The sequence below is a fragment of the Pseudomonas baetica genome (genome assembly GCF_002813455.1).
Classification (GTDB): domain Bacteria; phylum Pseudomonadota; class Gammaproteobacteria; order Pseudomonadales; family Pseudomonadaceae; genus Aquipseudomonas; species Aquipseudomonas baetica.
Genome location: NZ_PHHE01000001.1, coordinates 1,892,330 through 1,908,793 on the forward strand (window position 1 = coordinate 1,892,330; position 16,464 = coordinate 1,908,793).

At 57.6% G+C, this 16,464-nt stretch carries 9 protein-coding genes and 1 pseudogene; 5 read left to right on the forward strand and 5 right to left on the reverse strand.

What is annotated here, in order from left to right:
- Window positions 1–161: 161 nt before the first annotated feature.
- Window positions 162–3,956 carry a hypothetical protein gene (locus ATI02_RS08695; RefSeq protein ID WP_146166104.1) on the reverse strand — a complete coding sequence of 1,265 codons (3,795 nt, stop codon included), beginning with the start codon at window positions 3,954–3,956 and terminating at the stop codon, window positions 162–164.
- A gap of 252 nt (window positions 3,957–4,208) precedes the next feature.
- The gene (locus tag ATI02_RS08700; protein ID WP_095189834.1) at window positions 4,209–4,568 is read right to left on the reverse strand and encodes a response regulator; all 360 of its coding nucleotides are present in this window, start codon (window positions 4,566–4,568) and stop codon (window positions 4,209–4,211) included.
- A 266-nt stretch (window positions 4,569–4,834) separates the two neighbouring features.
- On the opposite strand from ATI02_RS08700, the gene ATI02_RS08705 reads away from it, so the two are divergent.
- Genes ATI02_RS08705 through ATI02_RS08725 form a run of 5 tightly spaced genes read left to right on the forward strand, consistent with a single transcriptional unit; the run spans window position 4,835 to window position 11,385 of the window.
- Window positions 4,835–8,332 (forward strand): response regulator, encoded by a 3,498-nt coding sequence (locus ATI02_RS08705; protein ID WP_100846043.1) that lies wholly within the window; start codon window positions 4,835–4,837, stop codon window positions 8,330–8,332.
- Entirely contained in the window at window positions 8,332–9,165 is an 834-nt protein-coding gene (locus ATI02_RS08710; RefSeq protein ID WP_100846044.1) for a CheR family methyltransferase, read from the forward strand. The genes ATI02_RS08705 and ATI02_RS08710 overlap by 1 nt, the downstream gene beginning before the upstream one ends.
- Window positions 9,162–9,755 carry a chemotaxis protein CheB gene (locus tag ATI02_RS08715; RefSeq protein ID WP_095189831.1) on the forward strand — a complete coding sequence of 198 codons (594 nt, stop codon included), beginning with the start codon at window positions 9,162–9,164 and terminating at the stop codon, window positions 9,753–9,755. Before ATI02_RS08710 ends, ATI02_RS08715 begins: the two co-directional genes overlap by 4 nt.
- On the forward strand, window positions 9,749–10,963 hold the full coding sequence (locus ATI02_RS08720; protein WP_095189830.1) for a hybrid sensor histidine kinase/response regulator: 1,215 nt from the start codon (window positions 9,749–9,751) through the stop codon (window positions 10,961–10,963). Before ATI02_RS08715 ends, ATI02_RS08720 begins: the two co-directional genes overlap by 7 nt.
- A 44-nt stretch (window positions 10,964–11,007) precedes the next feature.
- The gene (locus ATI02_RS08725; RefSeq protein WP_100846045.1) at window positions 11,008–11,385 is read left to right on the forward strand and encodes a response regulator; all 378 of its coding nucleotides are present in this window, start codon (window positions 11,008–11,010) and stop codon (window positions 11,383–11,385) included.
- Between the two features lie 76 nt (window positions 11,386–11,461).
- Here ATI02_RS08725 and ATI02_RS08730 read toward each other — a convergent pair whose 3' ends face one another.
- The 3 genes and pseudogenes from ATI02_RS08730 to ATI02_RS08740 all read right to left on the reverse strand — a co-directional run bounded on the left by ATI02_RS08730 (window position 11,462) and on the right by ATI02_RS08740 (window position 16,326).
- A complete protein-coding gene (locus ATI02_RS08730) occupies window positions 11,462–13,132 on the reverse strand; it encodes an ATP-binding protein (protein WP_100846046.1) in 1,671 nt (556 codons plus the stop codon).
- Window positions 13,129–14,631, reverse strand: coding sequence for an ATPase domain-containing protein (locus ATI02_RS08735; RefSeq protein WP_100846047.1), 1,503 nt, complete (start codon window positions 14,629–14,631; stop codon window positions 13,129–13,131). The genes ATI02_RS08730 and ATI02_RS08735 overlap by 4 nt, the downstream gene beginning before the upstream one ends.
- A 312-nt stretch (window positions 14,632–14,943) precedes the next feature.
- Window positions 14,944–16,326: pseudogene (locus ATI02_RS08740) on the reverse strand (aspartate aminotransferase family protein).
- Window positions 16,327–16,464 lie beyond the last annotated feature (138 nt).

Sequence of the window (16,464 nt, forward strand, 5' to 3'; positions counted from 1 at the left end):
CATTTGCGCCGATACCCGGCAAAGCCGGCACAAAAAAGAACCCCAGTGATCGCCAGACCGCTGGGGTTTTTTTTGCGTGTCGAATGCTCGAGGTCGCTGTGATCTAACCTGCGCCCTGATTTGCCCAAGGCGCGTTCAACAGCCAAGAGCGCACAAGACCATCAGAGGATGTTGAGCTTTATCAATGCCCGATCATGGATGAACCCGTACCGAGCCCGCTCCAGAGCTTCTCTCATGACTTTTACATTCTGCTGATACGCAGGTTTGTTGGTTTTCAACTGGCTTAACAACGATGTGGCCAACGAAAACGAATCCGCATTTTTCAACGCCGTTCCACGGTTGTAATTGACGTCCGGGAAGCTGGGTAAATTCATCGACACCATGCCGTTGGCAAGATTCAGCAATGGCGCAGAGTCAAGTTGCTGATAGCCCTTTTGGTAAACACCAGTGTCCAGCGCATAGGCGAAATCCTTGGTTCTTGGCGTTCCATGGAAAATTTCATGGACAAAAATATCTGCCGCCGCGGCAGGGTTGAAATGGTCGTTGCGATACGCATCATTAAAGTTACGGGTGTAAACGTGAATGAACGGGTTCTCTGCATTTTTAACCCTGTCTCCATTCTTCCAGTCATTGTATTTTCCCCATTCCAGCGCGGCATAGGCATCACTGTTTTTGGTGCTGTCGAGTTGAATGTTTTTGGGTTCCACCAGTGAAAGGTCTGTCTTGACGTCGGTCAGATACTGCCGATACACGCGTCGCGCATCGACGGAGTTGTCTCCCAGGAGCAGCTCAAGCACGATGCCGGACTCGCTGATCAGGTTTGGATCGTCCAGGACCTTGATGGCGTCGTCCACTTTCTGGCTGGCAACGGGCAGGCTCTTTTTGATGATCGCGCGGGCATAGGTGTTGGGAAGGATCTTGTTCCAGTGCGGGCGCGGGAGCGTGATGTTCAAATCGAAATTCCTCAACTTCTCCCCCCATGGCTGACGAAAACGATTCAAGGCGTACCAGTCATCGTTGTAGCGCGTAGCCAGAATCGTCAGCGGTTCGGATGCTGCGCCACTCGGTCGCCAGATGCCGTGGGCGATGTCTGTGCGCTCTGCGGCCTTGATCAGATCGTAGGATTGCGCGTGCCCGGTCAGCCTGCGTATCTGAAAAGTGGCGATTTCCAGCGATTGCTGGCCTGCGCGGCCGAATCGGGAAACCCCTTTGCCAAGCATTTTCTGGCCTGCTTGCGCCAACTCAACCCAACCATCCAACGGGTTGAACACAGCATTGATAAAGCCGATGGACGCCTTGGCCAACTGGAAGCTTTTAGAGGCGAGTGAGGCCGTCCGGGCACCGATGGTGACGATTTTTCCGACCACGGCGACCACCAGCAACAGCGTCATCGCGGCTTCAAGGATGCAGGACTTCGCCCCGGACAGCTGACGGTCGGTGTCGCCTGAGGCGATGTCTTCAATACAGGATTTGAACGGCACAATGATGTTGAGCAGGGTGTCCAGATCGGCTTCACGCTTGGCGCGCAGCTTTTCCAGTCTGGTGTGTCCCCAGCATTCCTTGACCAATTCATCGTAGGTCGCAATCGGCCGATGTTTGAGTACGAAGTTGGCGAGCCGATCAAAATCGCCGTCGAAAAAGCTTTGGTAGTAGCCCTTGGGTTGAATATCAAGATTGTTTAGCGCGGGCAAAACGGCCAGTTTCTCGATGATGCCTTGACTGGCAGCGACGAAACCGGGCGGTACACCGTGCGTATAGCATTCAACGTTGGTGGGAATGTTTATAAGGGCGGCGGGTGCGCCGTATTGCGTGAGATTGCCGGTAAAGTCTTCTCGGGCAGGGGTTTTTAGCAAGCCAGCATCATTGATCAGTTTGCCCAGCGCGGGGTTGGCGAGACATTTACCCTGCAAAGTGAAGAGTTCATAACAATAGACTTGCCCCTCCACAGACGCGCAGATCACCACGCCATAACGTCCGGTGGCGGCGTCTTTGCCTTGCTGATTTTCCACCAGTCGCAAGTTGTGCACCGCGTCTATGACGTTGCCGATGAGATCGAACGGCGTTAACGCAATGTCCATGGAGGGCGTGGGGACTATTGCCGCAGAAGACCTCACGGTGAAGAGCGTGATCCGCCCTTGCAGCAATCGCTCACGATCAACCTTGGGTATTGAGGAGAACGCAAGTTTCAGGTGCGTGGCCATCGCCTCTGTATGTGGCACATAGTCGCGATGGAACTGACGATGAAACAGACTTTGCGCAGAGACCAGTTCGCGAAGCAGACCTGGATACGCCGTGTAAAGACTTGTGCCTTGTTTGACATCCCAATCACCTGGCGCAAGATCGTTGGACATGTGCAGGTCCACCAGGGACATCGCCAATGGCTCGGACAAGCTGTCCTGATATTGTCTATTGCGAACCTGATAAACCACTTCATCCTCAAGATAACTGCAGCCAGGCGCGACGTGTTTGAGGATATCCAGCGCTATCGCTCGACGGGTCGGCAGTGGCCGAGACAGCGTGTTCGCCGTGTCGGTGTAACTCTGTGCATAGCGCTCATACGCTGACAGTGCCTTTTCCAGCGCGCGTGGCAGTGAGGTTTTGGTTTCATCCAGGCTGATGATGCTGTTGAGCAGGGCCCAGTCAACCACAGGGTCCACTGACGCCAGCGCATTGAGCGCTTGTTGAGATTCGCTGATCGACGCGAAGCTCAACACGTCGAGTACTTGTTGGTAATTCATCAGCCTGGACGCACCGGGGGCGCCGATCTCGACGGTCGCCACTGCCCGACAATAATCGACCCATTGCGGCGTACCGAGAAAAAGCGTCGGCGGTAAATCCTTGACGAGGAACTCCGGCGCTTTACTGGCTAACAGCAAATGGCTCGCCAGTGCGAGTTCCATCTCACCGATTGCACAATGCTCAAGCAAATGTTCTTCGAGCTTTGTGTGCACGTCGGCAAAAGTCATTTCCATATGTTCGGCCGCGTAGAGATTGAAGCCGGCGACATGATTACGGGGTTCGTCTTCTGCGCACGCTGGATAGAGATCCAGCACGATGGCGGTCAACAGCAACTGCTGTAAGTGTTCCTGTGCAACACGCTGATCATCGCGCGCGCCGAACCAGTCCAGATCCCTGAGGTAAGTTTCTGCGTAGCGACGTGCAATAGGGCTGGCAGCGAGAGCCGACACGACCGATTGTGCCTCGGACCGCTTGAACGGGGTGGCGCGCCCACCGTGAATGATGTCTGCCAGATGGCTCAGCAATGGCTGTCCGCCGGTGTATTGCCGGGTTAAGGCGCGGATCTGGTTACGTTGCTCTGGCAGTAGGGCTTTTGCGTTGACGTCGTTGCCATTGAGCATTTCCCAATAGTTGCCCAAGGGCGGGCTGGCGGGATATTCGTATTGCAAGAAAGCCAGCAACCGCTGCGCGTCCATAGCGGTTTGCGGAACATTGAATTGGTGAAACTTAAGCCATTGGACGATATCAACGTGGTCGTCGAGAGTAATACTGCCACCGGCCAGTTCCGCCAGTTCATACAATAGCTGAAGGTCTTCCTGCAGTGTCGGCGCAAGTTTTTCTGCATGACTGAATATTCGTGCCTGACCGTCGAAGCGGGCATCTATCTGGCCACTGGCGGTAACACTCAATACGGCATGAGAAGGAATCTGAAGTTTGCCCAGCAGTAGCTGCAATTCAACCTTCGCGGTCATTTCCTGCAAGATGGCGATGCCGGGTTTGAGGGCATTGTGCAGCGCTGACTCAGGCGCCAGAAAGATCTGGGCGTCCCAGTGAACGATGCTCTCAGCGTGTGCGTACCTGCGCACAACGGTGGTCAGTTTATCGATAACTTGCAGGCGTTCGCGTCTGTCAGTCATTAGTGAATCATAATGGGCGACTTTTGTCGGTGCGCCACGAGATAGTTTGTACGCCGAGGCGCTGATATTAATATTGATCATGAAGAACCCTGGGTGAACTGTATTTGCAGTTCGGGAACTTTCTTTTATGGATTGATCGCAGGCAAGCGCTGTGGCGTAAGTTTCTATTGCGAGAACTTTATATGAGATAAATAAAAACGACCGTCACAACTTGTTGTTGTGACGGCCATTGGCTTTGCGTGGGTAAAATGTGTCGGGTGCCGTTGACAAGAGGCCCGGTTATTACTGTCAGGTTATGTTTCTGGCCTCGAAGTTTTCATTGGGAAATTTACGTTAGCCGATTATTTCACTGACCTTGTCACGCAATTGATCAATTGAGAACGGTTTGCCAATGATGTGCATGCCCGCAGGCACATCGATGCTCTCGGCATAACCGCTGGCAAACAGGATCGGCAACTCAAAGCGCAGAGCCCGCGCTTCGGTGGCGAGTTCGCGGCCATCCATGCCCGGCAGGCCGACATCGGTCATCATCAGATCGATGGGCTGATTTTCATTCTTGAGGAATTCCAGCGCCTGCTCACTGCCGTCCGCTTCCAGCACTTTGAAGTCCAGTTCCTCCAGCACATCGACGATCAGCATGCGCACGATGGCGTCGTCTTCTACTACAAGGATGGTGGCGGCGGTGGCGGACATGATAAGGGTCTCGAAAAAGTGGATTCAGTGTCGTCCGGTCGATCAAATATGCCGGGCTCGTGCATCAGTAAGTGGCGCAGTGCCACAAGTTCCCCGCATGAACGCAAAAAAGCATAGCGGCTGAACGTTCGGGAAGGATAACTGCTGCGCGAGGCCCCGGTGTGGGCAATTACGCCGATTTACAGCTAAAGCTGCAGGAAAAATGGATCCATACCGCTGTTTTGGGGCAAACTCTCTGGTTTTCAACAGTTCGACAAGGCTGCCCCATGTCCTCTCCGTCTTCGGTAGATGAGCAACGGTTTCGCAAACTCCTGAGTCGCAACATCAGCCTGCCGCTGGGTGTTGGCGTGCTCAGTGCAGTGTTCTTCGTGTCGCTGATCACGTATCTGCTGTCGGTTATTCAGTGGGTCGAACACACAGACCGGGTGATCAATAACGCCAACGAAGCGGTGAAACTTACCGTGGATCTGGAAACCGGCATGCGCGGCTTTCTGCTCAGCGGCGACGAGCATTTCCTCGATCCGTACGAAACGGCCAAGCCGCGAATCGCCGTTGCGCTCAATACCTTGCTCGAACTGACCGCCGACAATCCAGTGCAGACCGATCGCTTGCGCCGTCTCCAGGCCTTGCAGATTGAATGGGCAACCTACGCGCAATCGATGATCGATCTGCAGCGCAGCAGCGGGGATTACCGAGGCGCCGTCAAGGCCGGACGCGGTAAGCGCCTGACCGACGAGATTCGCAAGCAGTTTGAAGACGTGATCGACATGGAGCAGCAGTTGCGCACCACACGCAACGAAGAAGTGCGCCGCACCACGATCTGGAGCATCACCCTGTACCTGATTTTTGTGGCGGGCATCAGTGCGTTGCTGGCGTACATCGGGCGTCGTGACCTGGTCAACCTGTCCGAAAGCTACGGCGCCACATTGGCGTCGCAGAACGCCAGTGCCGAGCGCCTGGAGCAGCAAGCATGGCTGCGTAACGGGCAGACCGAGTTGGCCGAGCAGGTGCTGGGACAACTGACGCTCAACCTGCTGGGCCGCAACATTTTGCAGTTCTGCGCGCAATATCTCGGCACCGCCGTGGCGGCGCTTTACGTACGCGAAGAGCACGGTGGCCTCAAGCGAGTGGCGACTTATGGCTTCTCTCGCGAGCAGGAAGAGCAGGACCAGTCGATCTACAGCGGCGAAGGCATTGTCGGCCAGGTCGCGCAGCAGGCGCGGCTTATTCGTCTCGATTCAGTACCGTCGGATTACTTCAAAGTCAGCTCCGGTCTGGGGCAAGGCCTGCCGCACAGCGTGCTGGTGGTGCCGACCAGCGATGACGAACGGGTCAACGGCGTGATCGAACTGGGTTTCCTGCGTCCGCTCAACGACCGCGATATCGAATTGCTGGAATTGATTGCCGGCAACATCGGCACCTCGATCGAGGCCGCTCGCTACCGTCAGCGCTTGCAGGAAGTGCTGGCCGAAACCCAGCAACTCAACGAAGAGTTGCAGGTCCAGCAGGAAGAGCTGAAGACCGCCAACGAAGAGCTGGAAGAGCAATCGCGGATCCTCAAGGAATCCCAGGCGCATCTGGAAACCCAGCAAATCGAGCTGGAGCAGACCAACGAACAGCTCGCCGAACAGGCGCAGACCCTGGCCGAGCAACGCGACGCCATGGACCTGAAAAACACCGAACTGAATCAGGCGCAAGTGCAACTTGAAGAGCGCGCCGAAGAACTGCAGCGTTCGAGCAAGTACAAGTCCGAATTCCTCGCCAACATGTCCCATGAACTGCGCACGCCGCTGAACAGCTCGCTGATTCTGGCCAAGTTGCTGGCGGAGAACCCGCAGGACAATCTCAGCGCCGAACAGGTCAAGTTTGCCGAGTCGATCTACTCTGCCGGCAACGATCTGCTCAACCTGATCAACGACATTCTTGATATTTCCAAGGTCGAGGCCGGCAAGCTGGAAGTGATCCCGGAAAATACCAGCGTCGCGCGCTTGGCTGATGGTCTGCGCAGCGTGTTTGAACCGCTGGCCGCCGACAAGCGCCTGACCTTTAGCGTTGATCTGCTTCCGGACGCACCGGTGACACTGTTTACCGACCGCCAGCGCCTGGAGCAGGTGATCAAAAACCTGCTGTCCAACGCCGTGAAATTCACCGAACAGGGCACTGTCAGCCTGACCATCAGCGGTCAGCCGAATGAGCGCATTGCGTTCATCGTGCGCGATTCGGGCATCGGCATTGCCGCCGATCAGCAGGAAAGCATCTTCGAGGCGTTCCGTCAGGCCGATGGCACCACCAATCGCAAATACGGCGGCACCGGGCTGGGCCTGTCGATTTCGCGCGATCTGGCCACGTTGCTCGGCGGCTCGATCAGCGTCAGCAGCGCGCCGGGGCAGGGCAGTGTGTTCACGCTGGTATTGCCGCAGCAGTACAACGAGTCCACCGACGTATCGCATGCGCCATTGACCTTCACCCCGCCTGCACACACCGTGACAGCGGCCGTTGCCCCGGCGATTGTGGTTTCACCGCTGGCGCCGGTGAACATCCCGCGCTTTGCCGATGACCGCGACAAGGCACCGTTCGCCACCCGCTGCATTCTGGTGGTGGAAGATGAGCCGAACTTTGCACACATTCTCTACGATCTGGCCCACGAACTCGGCTATCAGTGCCTGGTCGCCCACGGCGCCGATGAAGGGTATGACCTGGCGCGCGAGTTCGTCCCGGATGCGATCCTGCTCGACATGCGCCTGCCGGACCATTCCGGTCTGACTGTATTGCAGCGCCTGAAAGAACACGCCGAAACCCGGCACATCCCGGTGCATGTGATCTCGGTCGAGGATCGGGTCGAAGCGGCAATGCACATGGGCGCGATCGGTTACGCGGTCAAACCGACCACACGCGAAGAGCTCAAGGACGTTTTCGCCCGCCTCGAAGCCAAGCTGACCCAGAAGGTCAAGCGCGTGCTGTTGGTCGAAGACGACGATTTGCAGCGCGAGAGCATCGCGCGGCTGATTGGCGACGACGACATTGAAATCACCGCCGTGGGCCTGGCCCAGGACGCGTTGGAGCTGCTGCGCACGACGATTTTCGATTGCATGGTCATCGACTTGAAGCTGCCGGACATGCTCGGCAACGAACTGCTCAAGCGCATGTCCACCGAGGACATCTGCTCGTTCCCGCCGGTCATTGTCTACACCGGGCGCAACCTGACCCGTGACGAAGAGGCCGACCTGCGCAAGTATTCGCGCTCGATCATCATCAAGGGTGCGCGTTCGCCGGAACGCCTGCTCGATGAGGTCACACTCTTTTTGCACAAAGTCGAATCGCAGTTGTCCCATGAACGGCAGAAGATGCTCAAGACCGCGCGCAGTCGCGACAAGGTCTTTGAGGGTCGCAAAGTGTTGCTGGTGGACGACGATGTGCGCAACATCTTCGCCCTGACCAGTGCGTTGGAGACCAAAGGCGCAGTCGTGGTGATCGGTCGTAATGGCCGTGAAGCGATTGAGAAACTCAATGAAGTCGAGGACATCGACCTGGTGCTGATGGACGTGATGATGCCGGAAATGGATGGCTTCGAAGCCACCATTGAAATCCGCAAGGATCCGCGCTGGCGCAAACTGCCCATTATTGCGGTGACGGCCAAGGCCATGAAGGACGATCAGGAGCGCTGCCTGCAGGCGGGCGCCAACGATTATCTGGCCAAGCCCATCGACCTGGATCGCTTGTTCTCGTTGATTCGCGTGTGGTTACCGAAGATGGAACGCATTTAGTGGAACGCAGTCATCCTCAGGAACGAAATACCGAAATCGAATTGCGGCTGTTGATTGAGGCGATCTACCTCAAGTACAGCTACGATTTTCGCGATTACTCCGGCGCTTCGATCAAGCGCCGGGTACAACACGCATTGGGCCAGTTCGAGTGCGTGACGATTTCGGCGTTGCAGGAAAAAGTCCTGCACGACCCGACCGCGTTCATGCAGTTGCTGCAATTGCTGACGATTCCGGTCAGCGAGATGTTTCGTGATCCGTCGCACTTTCTGGCGATTCGCCAGGAAGTGGTGCCGCTGCTCAGAACCTATCCGTCGATCAAGATCTGGATCGCCGGGTGCAGCACGGGGGAGGAGGTCTATTCGATGGCGATTCTGCTGCGCGAAGAAGGCCTGCTCGATCGGACGATCATTTACGCCACCGACATTAACCCGCGCTCGCTGGACAAGGCCAAGCAGGGGATCTTTTCAATGGAAAACGTCCGCGCCTATACCGCCAACTACCAGCAGGCCGGTGGTCAGTGTTCATTTGCCGATTACTACACGGCGGCCTACGGCTACGCGATTTTCGACAAGAGCCTGTGCGAAAACGTGACGTTCGCCGACCACAGTCTGGCGACCGACAGCGTGTTCTCCGAAACCCAATTGATTTCCTGCCGTAACGTTCTGATCTACTTCAACAAGAAGCTTCAGGATCGGGCGTTCGGGTTGTTCCATGAGTCACTGTGCCATCGCGGTTTTCTGGTGCTGGGCAGCAAAGAAACGCTGGATTTTTCCAGCTACGCCAACCAGTTCGAACCACTGGTGAAACAAGAACGGATCTACCGCAAATCATGAACGACACTGCGGATCTGCCTCGAATCGAGGCTATTGTGGTCGGTGCTTCTGCCGGTGGCGTTGAGGCCTTGCTGAACCTGCTCGCGCCACTGCGCCAAGGGTTTTTATTGCCGATCATTATCGTGCTGCACCTGCCGGAAGAGCGCCGTAGCCAACTGGCCGAAGTGTTTGCCCGACGTCTGTCGTTGCCGGTGGCAGAGGCGACGGACAAGCAGGATATCGAGGCGGGCACGGTGTATTTCGCCACGCCCGGATATCACCTGTCGGTGGAACAGGATCGCAGCCTGTCCTTGAGCCAAGAGGATCGCAATCATCATTCCCGGCCCTCGATTGATTACTTGTTCGAGTCCGCCGCCGACGTCTATGGCCCGAAGTTGGCCGCTGTGCTGCTGACCGGCGCCAACCATGATGGCGCGCGTGGACTGGCACAGGTCAAACGCCGTGGCGGGCTGACCGTCGTCCAGGACCCCGCCGACGCCCAAGTCGCGACCATGCCTCTGGCTGCCCTGAAAACCCAGCAGCCGGATCATGTTTTACCCATCCACGGCATCGGCCGTCTGCTTGTCGAGCTGGAACGAATCGCATGCTGAGTAATATCCAGGCAAAACTGCTGATCGTCGACGATCTGCCCGAGAACCTGCTGGCGCTTGAAGCGCTGATCAAACGTGAAGATCGCACTGTCTACAAGGCGCTGTCGGCGGACGAAGCACTGTCGCTGCTGCTGCAACACGAATTCGCCATGGCCATCCTTGACGTGCAGATGCCCGGCATGAACGGCTTCGAACTGGCCGAGTTGATGCGCGGCACCGAGAAAACCAAGAACATCCCGATCATTTTCGTCAGCGCTGCCGGCCGTGAACTGAACTACGCGTTCAAAGGCTACGAAAGCGGGGCCGTCGACTTCCTGCACAAGCCGCTGGATATCCATGCGGTGAAGAGCAAGGTCAACGTCTTTGTTGATCTGTACCGCCAGAGCAAGGCCATGAAGCAACAGGTCGAAGCGCTGGAGCAGGCCCGACGCGAGCAGGAAGCGCTGCTGCAACAGTTGCAGAGCACCCAGCTGGAGCTTGAGCAAGCGGTGCGCATGCGTGATGACTTCATGTCGATCGTCGCCCACGAAGTGCGCACGCCGCTTAATGGCCTGATCCTCGAAACCCAGTTACGCAAGATGCACCTGGCGCGGGACAACGCCGCGGCGTTCACCCTCGACAAAATGCACGCCATGGTCGATCGCGACGAGCGCCAGATCAAAAGCCTGATTCGTCTGATCGAGGACATGCTCGACGTGTCACGGATTCGTACCGGCAAGTTATCGATCCGGCCAAACCGTTTCGATCTGGTGCAACTGGTCGCCAATCTGCTGCAAAACTTCGCACAGCAGATGGAGGCGGCGGAAACGGCAGTGACCTTTGAGGCAGAGTTGCCGGTGGAGGGTTATTGGGACGAATTCCGCATCGAGCAGGTGATTTCCAATCTGTTGACCAACGCCTTGCGTTACGGCGGCAGAAGTCCGGTTCAGGTGCGCGTTTACCGTCAAGGCAACGAAGCGCGGGTCGAGGTGCAGGACCACGGGATCGGCATCAGTGCCGAGAACCAGAAACGCATTTTTCAACAGTTCGAACGGGTTTCCGCCAAGACGGTAGTGGCCGGGCTCGGACTGGGTCTGTTCATTTCCGAGCAGATCGTCGCCGCCCATGGCGGTTCTATCGTCGTCGAGAGTGAAATCAACGAAGGCGCCCTGTTTCGCGTTTGTCTGCCGATTCAGGAAAACGGCAAATCCGACGCAACCTCTGAGTGACCGCACGGTCGTATCAGCAGCTATTGACCGAACAAAGGCTTCCCATGAGCGTAGATGCGCAAGATGTAGTACTCGTCGTCGAGGACGAACCGGTTATCTTGATGGTGCTGACAGATTATCTGTCGGGGCAGGGCTACCGCGTGTTGCAGGCAGAAAGTGGCGAACAGGCGTTCGAGATTCTGGCGAGCAAGCCGCATCTGGATGTATTGATTACCGACTTTCGTTTGCCCGGTGGTATCTCCGGCGTGCAGATTGCCGAGCCCGCCGTAAAGCTGCGGCCTGATCTGAAGGTGATTTTCATCAGCGGTTATCCGCAGGAAATTCGCGAGACCGGCAGCCCGATCACGCTCAAGGCGCCGATTCTGGAAAAACCGTTCGACCTGGACGTGCTGCAGGAAAAGATTCAAGAACTGTTGGCCTGATCCACAGCGCCTGACCTGAGTATCTCCCTGTAGGAGCTGCCGCAGGCTCGGGCCGCTCCTACAGTTGTATATCGGCTCAGCTTTTGATCATTTCCCGGACCTTGGCGGTCAGCAGATCGAAGGTGAACGGCTTGGTGATCATCTGCATCCCCGAGTCGAGGAACCCGCCGCGCACCGCCGCATGCTCGGCGTATCCGGTGATGAACAGCACTTTCAACCCTGGGCGGTATTGCCGGCCGATTTCCGCCAGTTGCCGACCGTTCATGCCTGGCAAACCAACGTCGCTGATCAGCAGATCAATGCGCTGCGCCGAGTTGAGAATCGGCACGGCACCGTCGGCATCTCCAGCCTCGACAAACGCATAACCCAGTTCACTCAGTACCGCGCTGACCAGCAGGCGTACGGCCGGGTCATCCTCAACGATCAGTACGGTTTCGCCATCCATGGCATGCGGGGTTTGCTGGATATCGGTGGCGGGGTGTTCAAGTTCTTCACCACAAAAACGCGGCAGGTAGAGCCTGACCGTGGTGCCCTGATCAATCTCGCTGTCGATCGAGACGTGGCCGCGCGACTGTTTGCTGAAGCCATAAATCATCGACAGGCCGAGCCCGGTGCCCTGGCCGATCGGTTTGGTGGTGAAGAACGGGTCGAAAGCACGGCTGATCACGCTTTGCGGCATGCCACTGCCGTTATCGGTGACACTGAGCATGATGTAGTCACCGGGTTCCAGATTGGGGTAGGCCTCGGTGAATTCGCGTGAGAGCACCTGGTTGCTGGTCTCGACCACCAGTTTGCCGCCCTCGGGCATGGCGTCGCGGGCGTTGATCACCAGGTTGAGCAGGGCGCTTTCCAGTTGATTGGGGTCAGCCTCGGCGATCCACAGGTTGTCGTTCAGGCGCATTTCCAGCTGAATGCTTTCGTTGAGGCTGCGCTGCAACAGCTCGCCCATCGACAGCACCAGCGTGTTCATCTGCACGGCTTTGGAGTCGAGCGACTGACGCCGGGAAAACGCCAATAGCCGATGGGTCAGGCCAGCGGCACGGTTGGCCGAGGTCACGCCCAGATCGATCAGACTGTCGAGATCGTCCGTGCGCCCGCGCGCCAGACGCCTGCGCAGCAGTTCGAGACTGCCGATGATCCCGGTCAGCATGTTGTTGAAGTCGTGGGCGATACCACCGGTGAGCTGACCGACCGCTTCCATTTTCTGTGACTGACGCAACGCTTCTTCGTTATGCCGCAGTTGCGCGGTGCGTTCCTCGACCTGTTGCTCAAGGGTTTCCAGGGTCGATTGCAGGCGCCGTTCACTTTCACTCAGGTCGATCAGACGGTCGCGGGCATCGTATTGGCGTCGTCGCCCGCGCAGGGCGGTGGAGACCAGACTGACCAGGGTCGCCGGATGGAATGGACGCTCAAGGAACGTCACGTTGCCCAGCAAAGCGCTGAGCCGTGAGGAGGGGCCTTGTTCCTGGCCGCCGTGATGGGTCAACAGGACGATTGGCAGGTCCGACCAGGCCGGTTGTTGCTCCAGATAAAGGAACAGCGCTTCCAGCTCCGGGCCGCGCAAGGCTTCTGCAGAAATCAGCAAGAGCCCGGCGCCGGGCTCCAGTTCTGCACACAGCGTAGCAAGGTCGGGGGTAATCAGACCGCCATAACCGGCCTCTTTGAGAATCGTCAGCGCAATTTGGCTATCGCGACCCAGAGGCGCCAGTATCAACGCGCGCTCGGCAATCGGTACCGAGGCTGTCACAAGCTCTCTTCCTGCAGCAGCGGCTTGCTCGCGCCGAGGTAGGTCGGTACACCGCGCAACACGCCCTGAAAGGCTTCCAGCGGCTCGCCGATGGTCATGCCTTGGGTAGAAATGCGGTATTCGCGAATGGTCGATTCATGGCTGCCCGTGCGTTTTTTGATGATGGAGATGGCGCGGCGGACTTTGCCCAGCGCTTCGAAGTAACGCAACAGAATCACCGTATCGGCCAGATAGGTGATATCCACCGGCGCTTGCATGTCGCCGACCAGACCATGCTGGGCGACGGTCATGAAGGTCGCCGCACCTCTACGGTTGAGGTACAGCAACAGTTCGTGCATGTGCAGCACCAGGGCATTTTCTTCTGGCATAGAGGCCTGATAGCCGTTGATGCTGTCGATGACCACGGTTTTGATCTTGCCTTCGTCGACACAGCGCCGCACTCGGTGAGAAAACTCGCCCGGGGACAATTCGGCGGCGTCCACTTGTTCGATCAGCAAGTTGCCGGTGGCACGCAGGGCCTTGAGATCAATGCCGATGTTTCTCATCCGTTCGAAGAGCAGTTCCAGTTCTTCGTCGAAGATAAACAGCGCAGCCTTTTCCCCGCGTGCCACGGCGGCGGCGGCGAAAACCATCGAGATCAACGATTTACCGGTACCCGCCGGGCCAAGGATCAATGTGCTGGAGCCGGTTTCGATGCCACCGCCCAGCAATGCGTCCAGCTCCTTGATGTTGCTGGTCAATTGCAGACGCGGGTAGTCGCCGCGATGCTCGGCGGCCACCAGGCGCGGAAAGACATGCACGCCATCGCCCATGATGGTGAAGTCGTGATAACCGCCGCGGTACTTTTGCCCGCGATACTTGACCACTCGCACACGTCGGCGCTCGGCACCGTAATTGGGCGTGAGCTCTTCCAGACGGACCACCCCGTGGGCAACACTGTGTACGGTTTTGTCGAGGGATTCGGTGGTGAGGTCGTCGAGCAGCAGAACTGTCGCGTTGTAACGCACGAAGTAATGCTTGATCGCCAGAATCTGCCGACGATAGCGCAGGGAGCTTTGCGCCAGCAGGCGAATTTCCGACAGGCTGTCGAGCACTACACGGGTTGGTTTGAAGCGTTCAACGGCTTCGAAAATCTGCTTGGTGGCTTCCCCAAGCTCCAGATCGGAGGAGTACAGCAGGCTCTGCTGATGTTCGGCATTGAGCAGGCTTTCCGGCGGCGTCAGCTCGAAGATCTTGATGTGGTCGTTGAGTTCCCAACCATGGGATAGCGCACCCTGGCGCAGCTCACGCTCGGTTTCCGAGAGCGTGATGTACAACGAGCGTTCGCCAGCTTTCGCGCCGGCCATTAGAAAATGCAAGGCGACTGTCGTTTTACCGGTGCCTGGCTCGCCCTCCAGCAAGAAAACATGACCGCGAGACAGGCCACCGGCCAGGATGTCATCCAGGCCCACGATGCCAGTGGCGGCTTTCGCATTGATCAACTCGTTAGATGTAGACAAAAAATGCCCTCTCATGACTAGGGGAAGCGAGGCAGCCGGCTTAAGTAAGCTGCCTGATTACTTGACCCTTGGCCGTGATGGCAGTTCCGCTATTTCTCTCATCATGTGGCAACGGCGCTTGCCGAAAGTCGTTGGCTGAACAAGCGCGCTCCCTCTGCAGGCGCTGATGGAAGCGCGACTGCGCAAGAACGCGGTGGCTCAAGTATTGAAGCGGTGAATGGGCTGACGCCAGCGCCGGCAGGCCCGCTCCCACAGGGATTTAAGGTGTGCGAGACGCAAAAAAACGGTGGGAGCAGCCGCCCTGTCAGCCGTTCACAGAACACCGTACTCCCGAGCCGTGCGATCCACCGCAATCCGCGTCTTGTCGACTAATTCGTCCAGCTCCGCACGGGTGGCGACCAACGCAGGCGCCATGATCATCCGCCCCAACGTTGAACGAATAATCAAACCCTCCTCAAAGCCGATCGTGCGGCAACGCCAGGCGATGTCGTGCTCGTTGGCAAAGCGCTTGCGAGTCGGCTTGTCTTGCGCGAACTGCAACGCCGCCACCAAACCAACGCCCTGAATCTCACCCACCAGCGGATGATTGCCAAACACCTCCCGCAAGCAGTTCTGCAGATAAGGCCCGGTGTCAGTTTTCACCTGATTCACCACGCCCTCATCGCGCAAGGCTTTCAGGTTGGCAATCGCCACCGCGGCGGCCACCGGGTGCCCGGAATAGGTCAAGCCGTGAGCGAACACACCGCCTTTTTCCACCAGTGCCTCGGCCATGCGCCGCGACAGGATCAAGCCGCCCATGGGGATGTAGCCGGAGGTCAGGCCCTTGGCGATCGACAAGGTGTCGGGCTCGAAACCGAAAGTCTGATGAGCGAATCACTCACCTGTGCGGCCGAACCCACCGATCACTTCATCGGCACACAGCAGCACGTCATATTGGCGGCAGATGCGCTGGATCTCGGGCCAGTAAGTGGCCGGCGGGATGATCATGCCACCCGCGCCCTGAAACGGTTCGGCGACGAAGGCCGCTACCTTGTCGGCGCCCAGTTCAAGAATCTTCTCCTCCAGTTGCCGCGCCGCGCGCAGGCCAAACTCTTGCGGACTCAGGTCGCCTTCGTGGGCGAACCAGTAGGGCTCGTCGATGTGCGCGACGTCGGGGATGGTGCCGCCCATTTCGTGCATGAACTTCATCCCGCCCAGCGCCGTCGCCGCCAGGGTCGAGCCGTGGTAGCCGTTCCAGCGGCCGATCATGATTTTCTTCTCGGGTTTGCCCATCACCTGCCAGAATTTGCGCACGGTGCGGATCAGCACTTCATTGGCTTCTGAGCCGGAGTTGGTGTAGATCGCGTGGCTGTAGTGCTTGGGCAACAGGCTGAACAGCAGCTCGGACAGTTCGATTACCGCCGGGTGAGTGGTGTGGAAGAACATGTTGTAGTAGGGCAGTTGCTCAAGCTGCGCGGTCGCGGCGGCCGCCAGATCCTTGCGCCCGTAACCGAGGTTGGTGCACCACAGCCCCGACATACCGTCCAGATAACGCTTGCCGTCGTTGTCCCACAGCGCCAGGCGATCACCGCTGACCATCACTCGCGGGCCTTCCTCGTTGAGCGCCTTCTGATCGACGAACGCGTGGATGTGGTGCGCGGCGTCGGCGGCTTGAAAATCACGGGTGCTGCGAGTCGGATCGAATTCGGCGGACATGGCTCATCTCCAGAGTGGGGTAGGTTCATTCCAGCGTTGCACGATTAATATTTGTCATCTAAAAATATTTATGTAAAGAAAAGATTTGTCGATGAAAAAAGATATCCGTAGGCTGAGCAGCATCGGCAAAGGATCATC

What these genes read in the sequence shown, in the direction of transcription:
- ATI02_RS08695 (WP_146166104.1), bottom strand. Translation starts at nt 3,956, where the DNA reads ATGATCAATATTAATATCAGCGCCTCGGCGTACAAACTATCTCGTGGC.
- ATI02_RS08700 (WP_095189834.1), bottom strand. Translation starts at nt 4,568, where the DNA reads ATGTCCGCCACCGCCGCCACCATCCTTGTAGTAGAAGACGACGCCATC.
- ATI02_RS08705 (WP_100846043.1), top strand. Translation starts at nt 4,835, where the DNA reads ATGTCCTCTCCGTCTTCGGTAGATGAGCAACGGTTTCGCAAACTCCTG.
- ATI02_RS08715 (WP_095189831.1), top strand. Translation starts at nt 9,162, where the DNA reads ATGAACGACACTGCGGATCTGCCTCGAATCGAGGCTATTGTGGTCGGT.
- ATI02_RS08720 (WP_095189830.1), top strand. Translation starts at nt 9,749, where the DNA reads ATGCTGAGTAATATCCAGGCAAAACTGCTGATCGTCGACGATCTGCCC.
- ATI02_RS08725 (WP_100846045.1), top strand. Translation starts at nt 11,008, where the DNA reads ATGAGCGTAGATGCGCAAGATGTAGTACTCGTCGTCGAGGACGAACCG.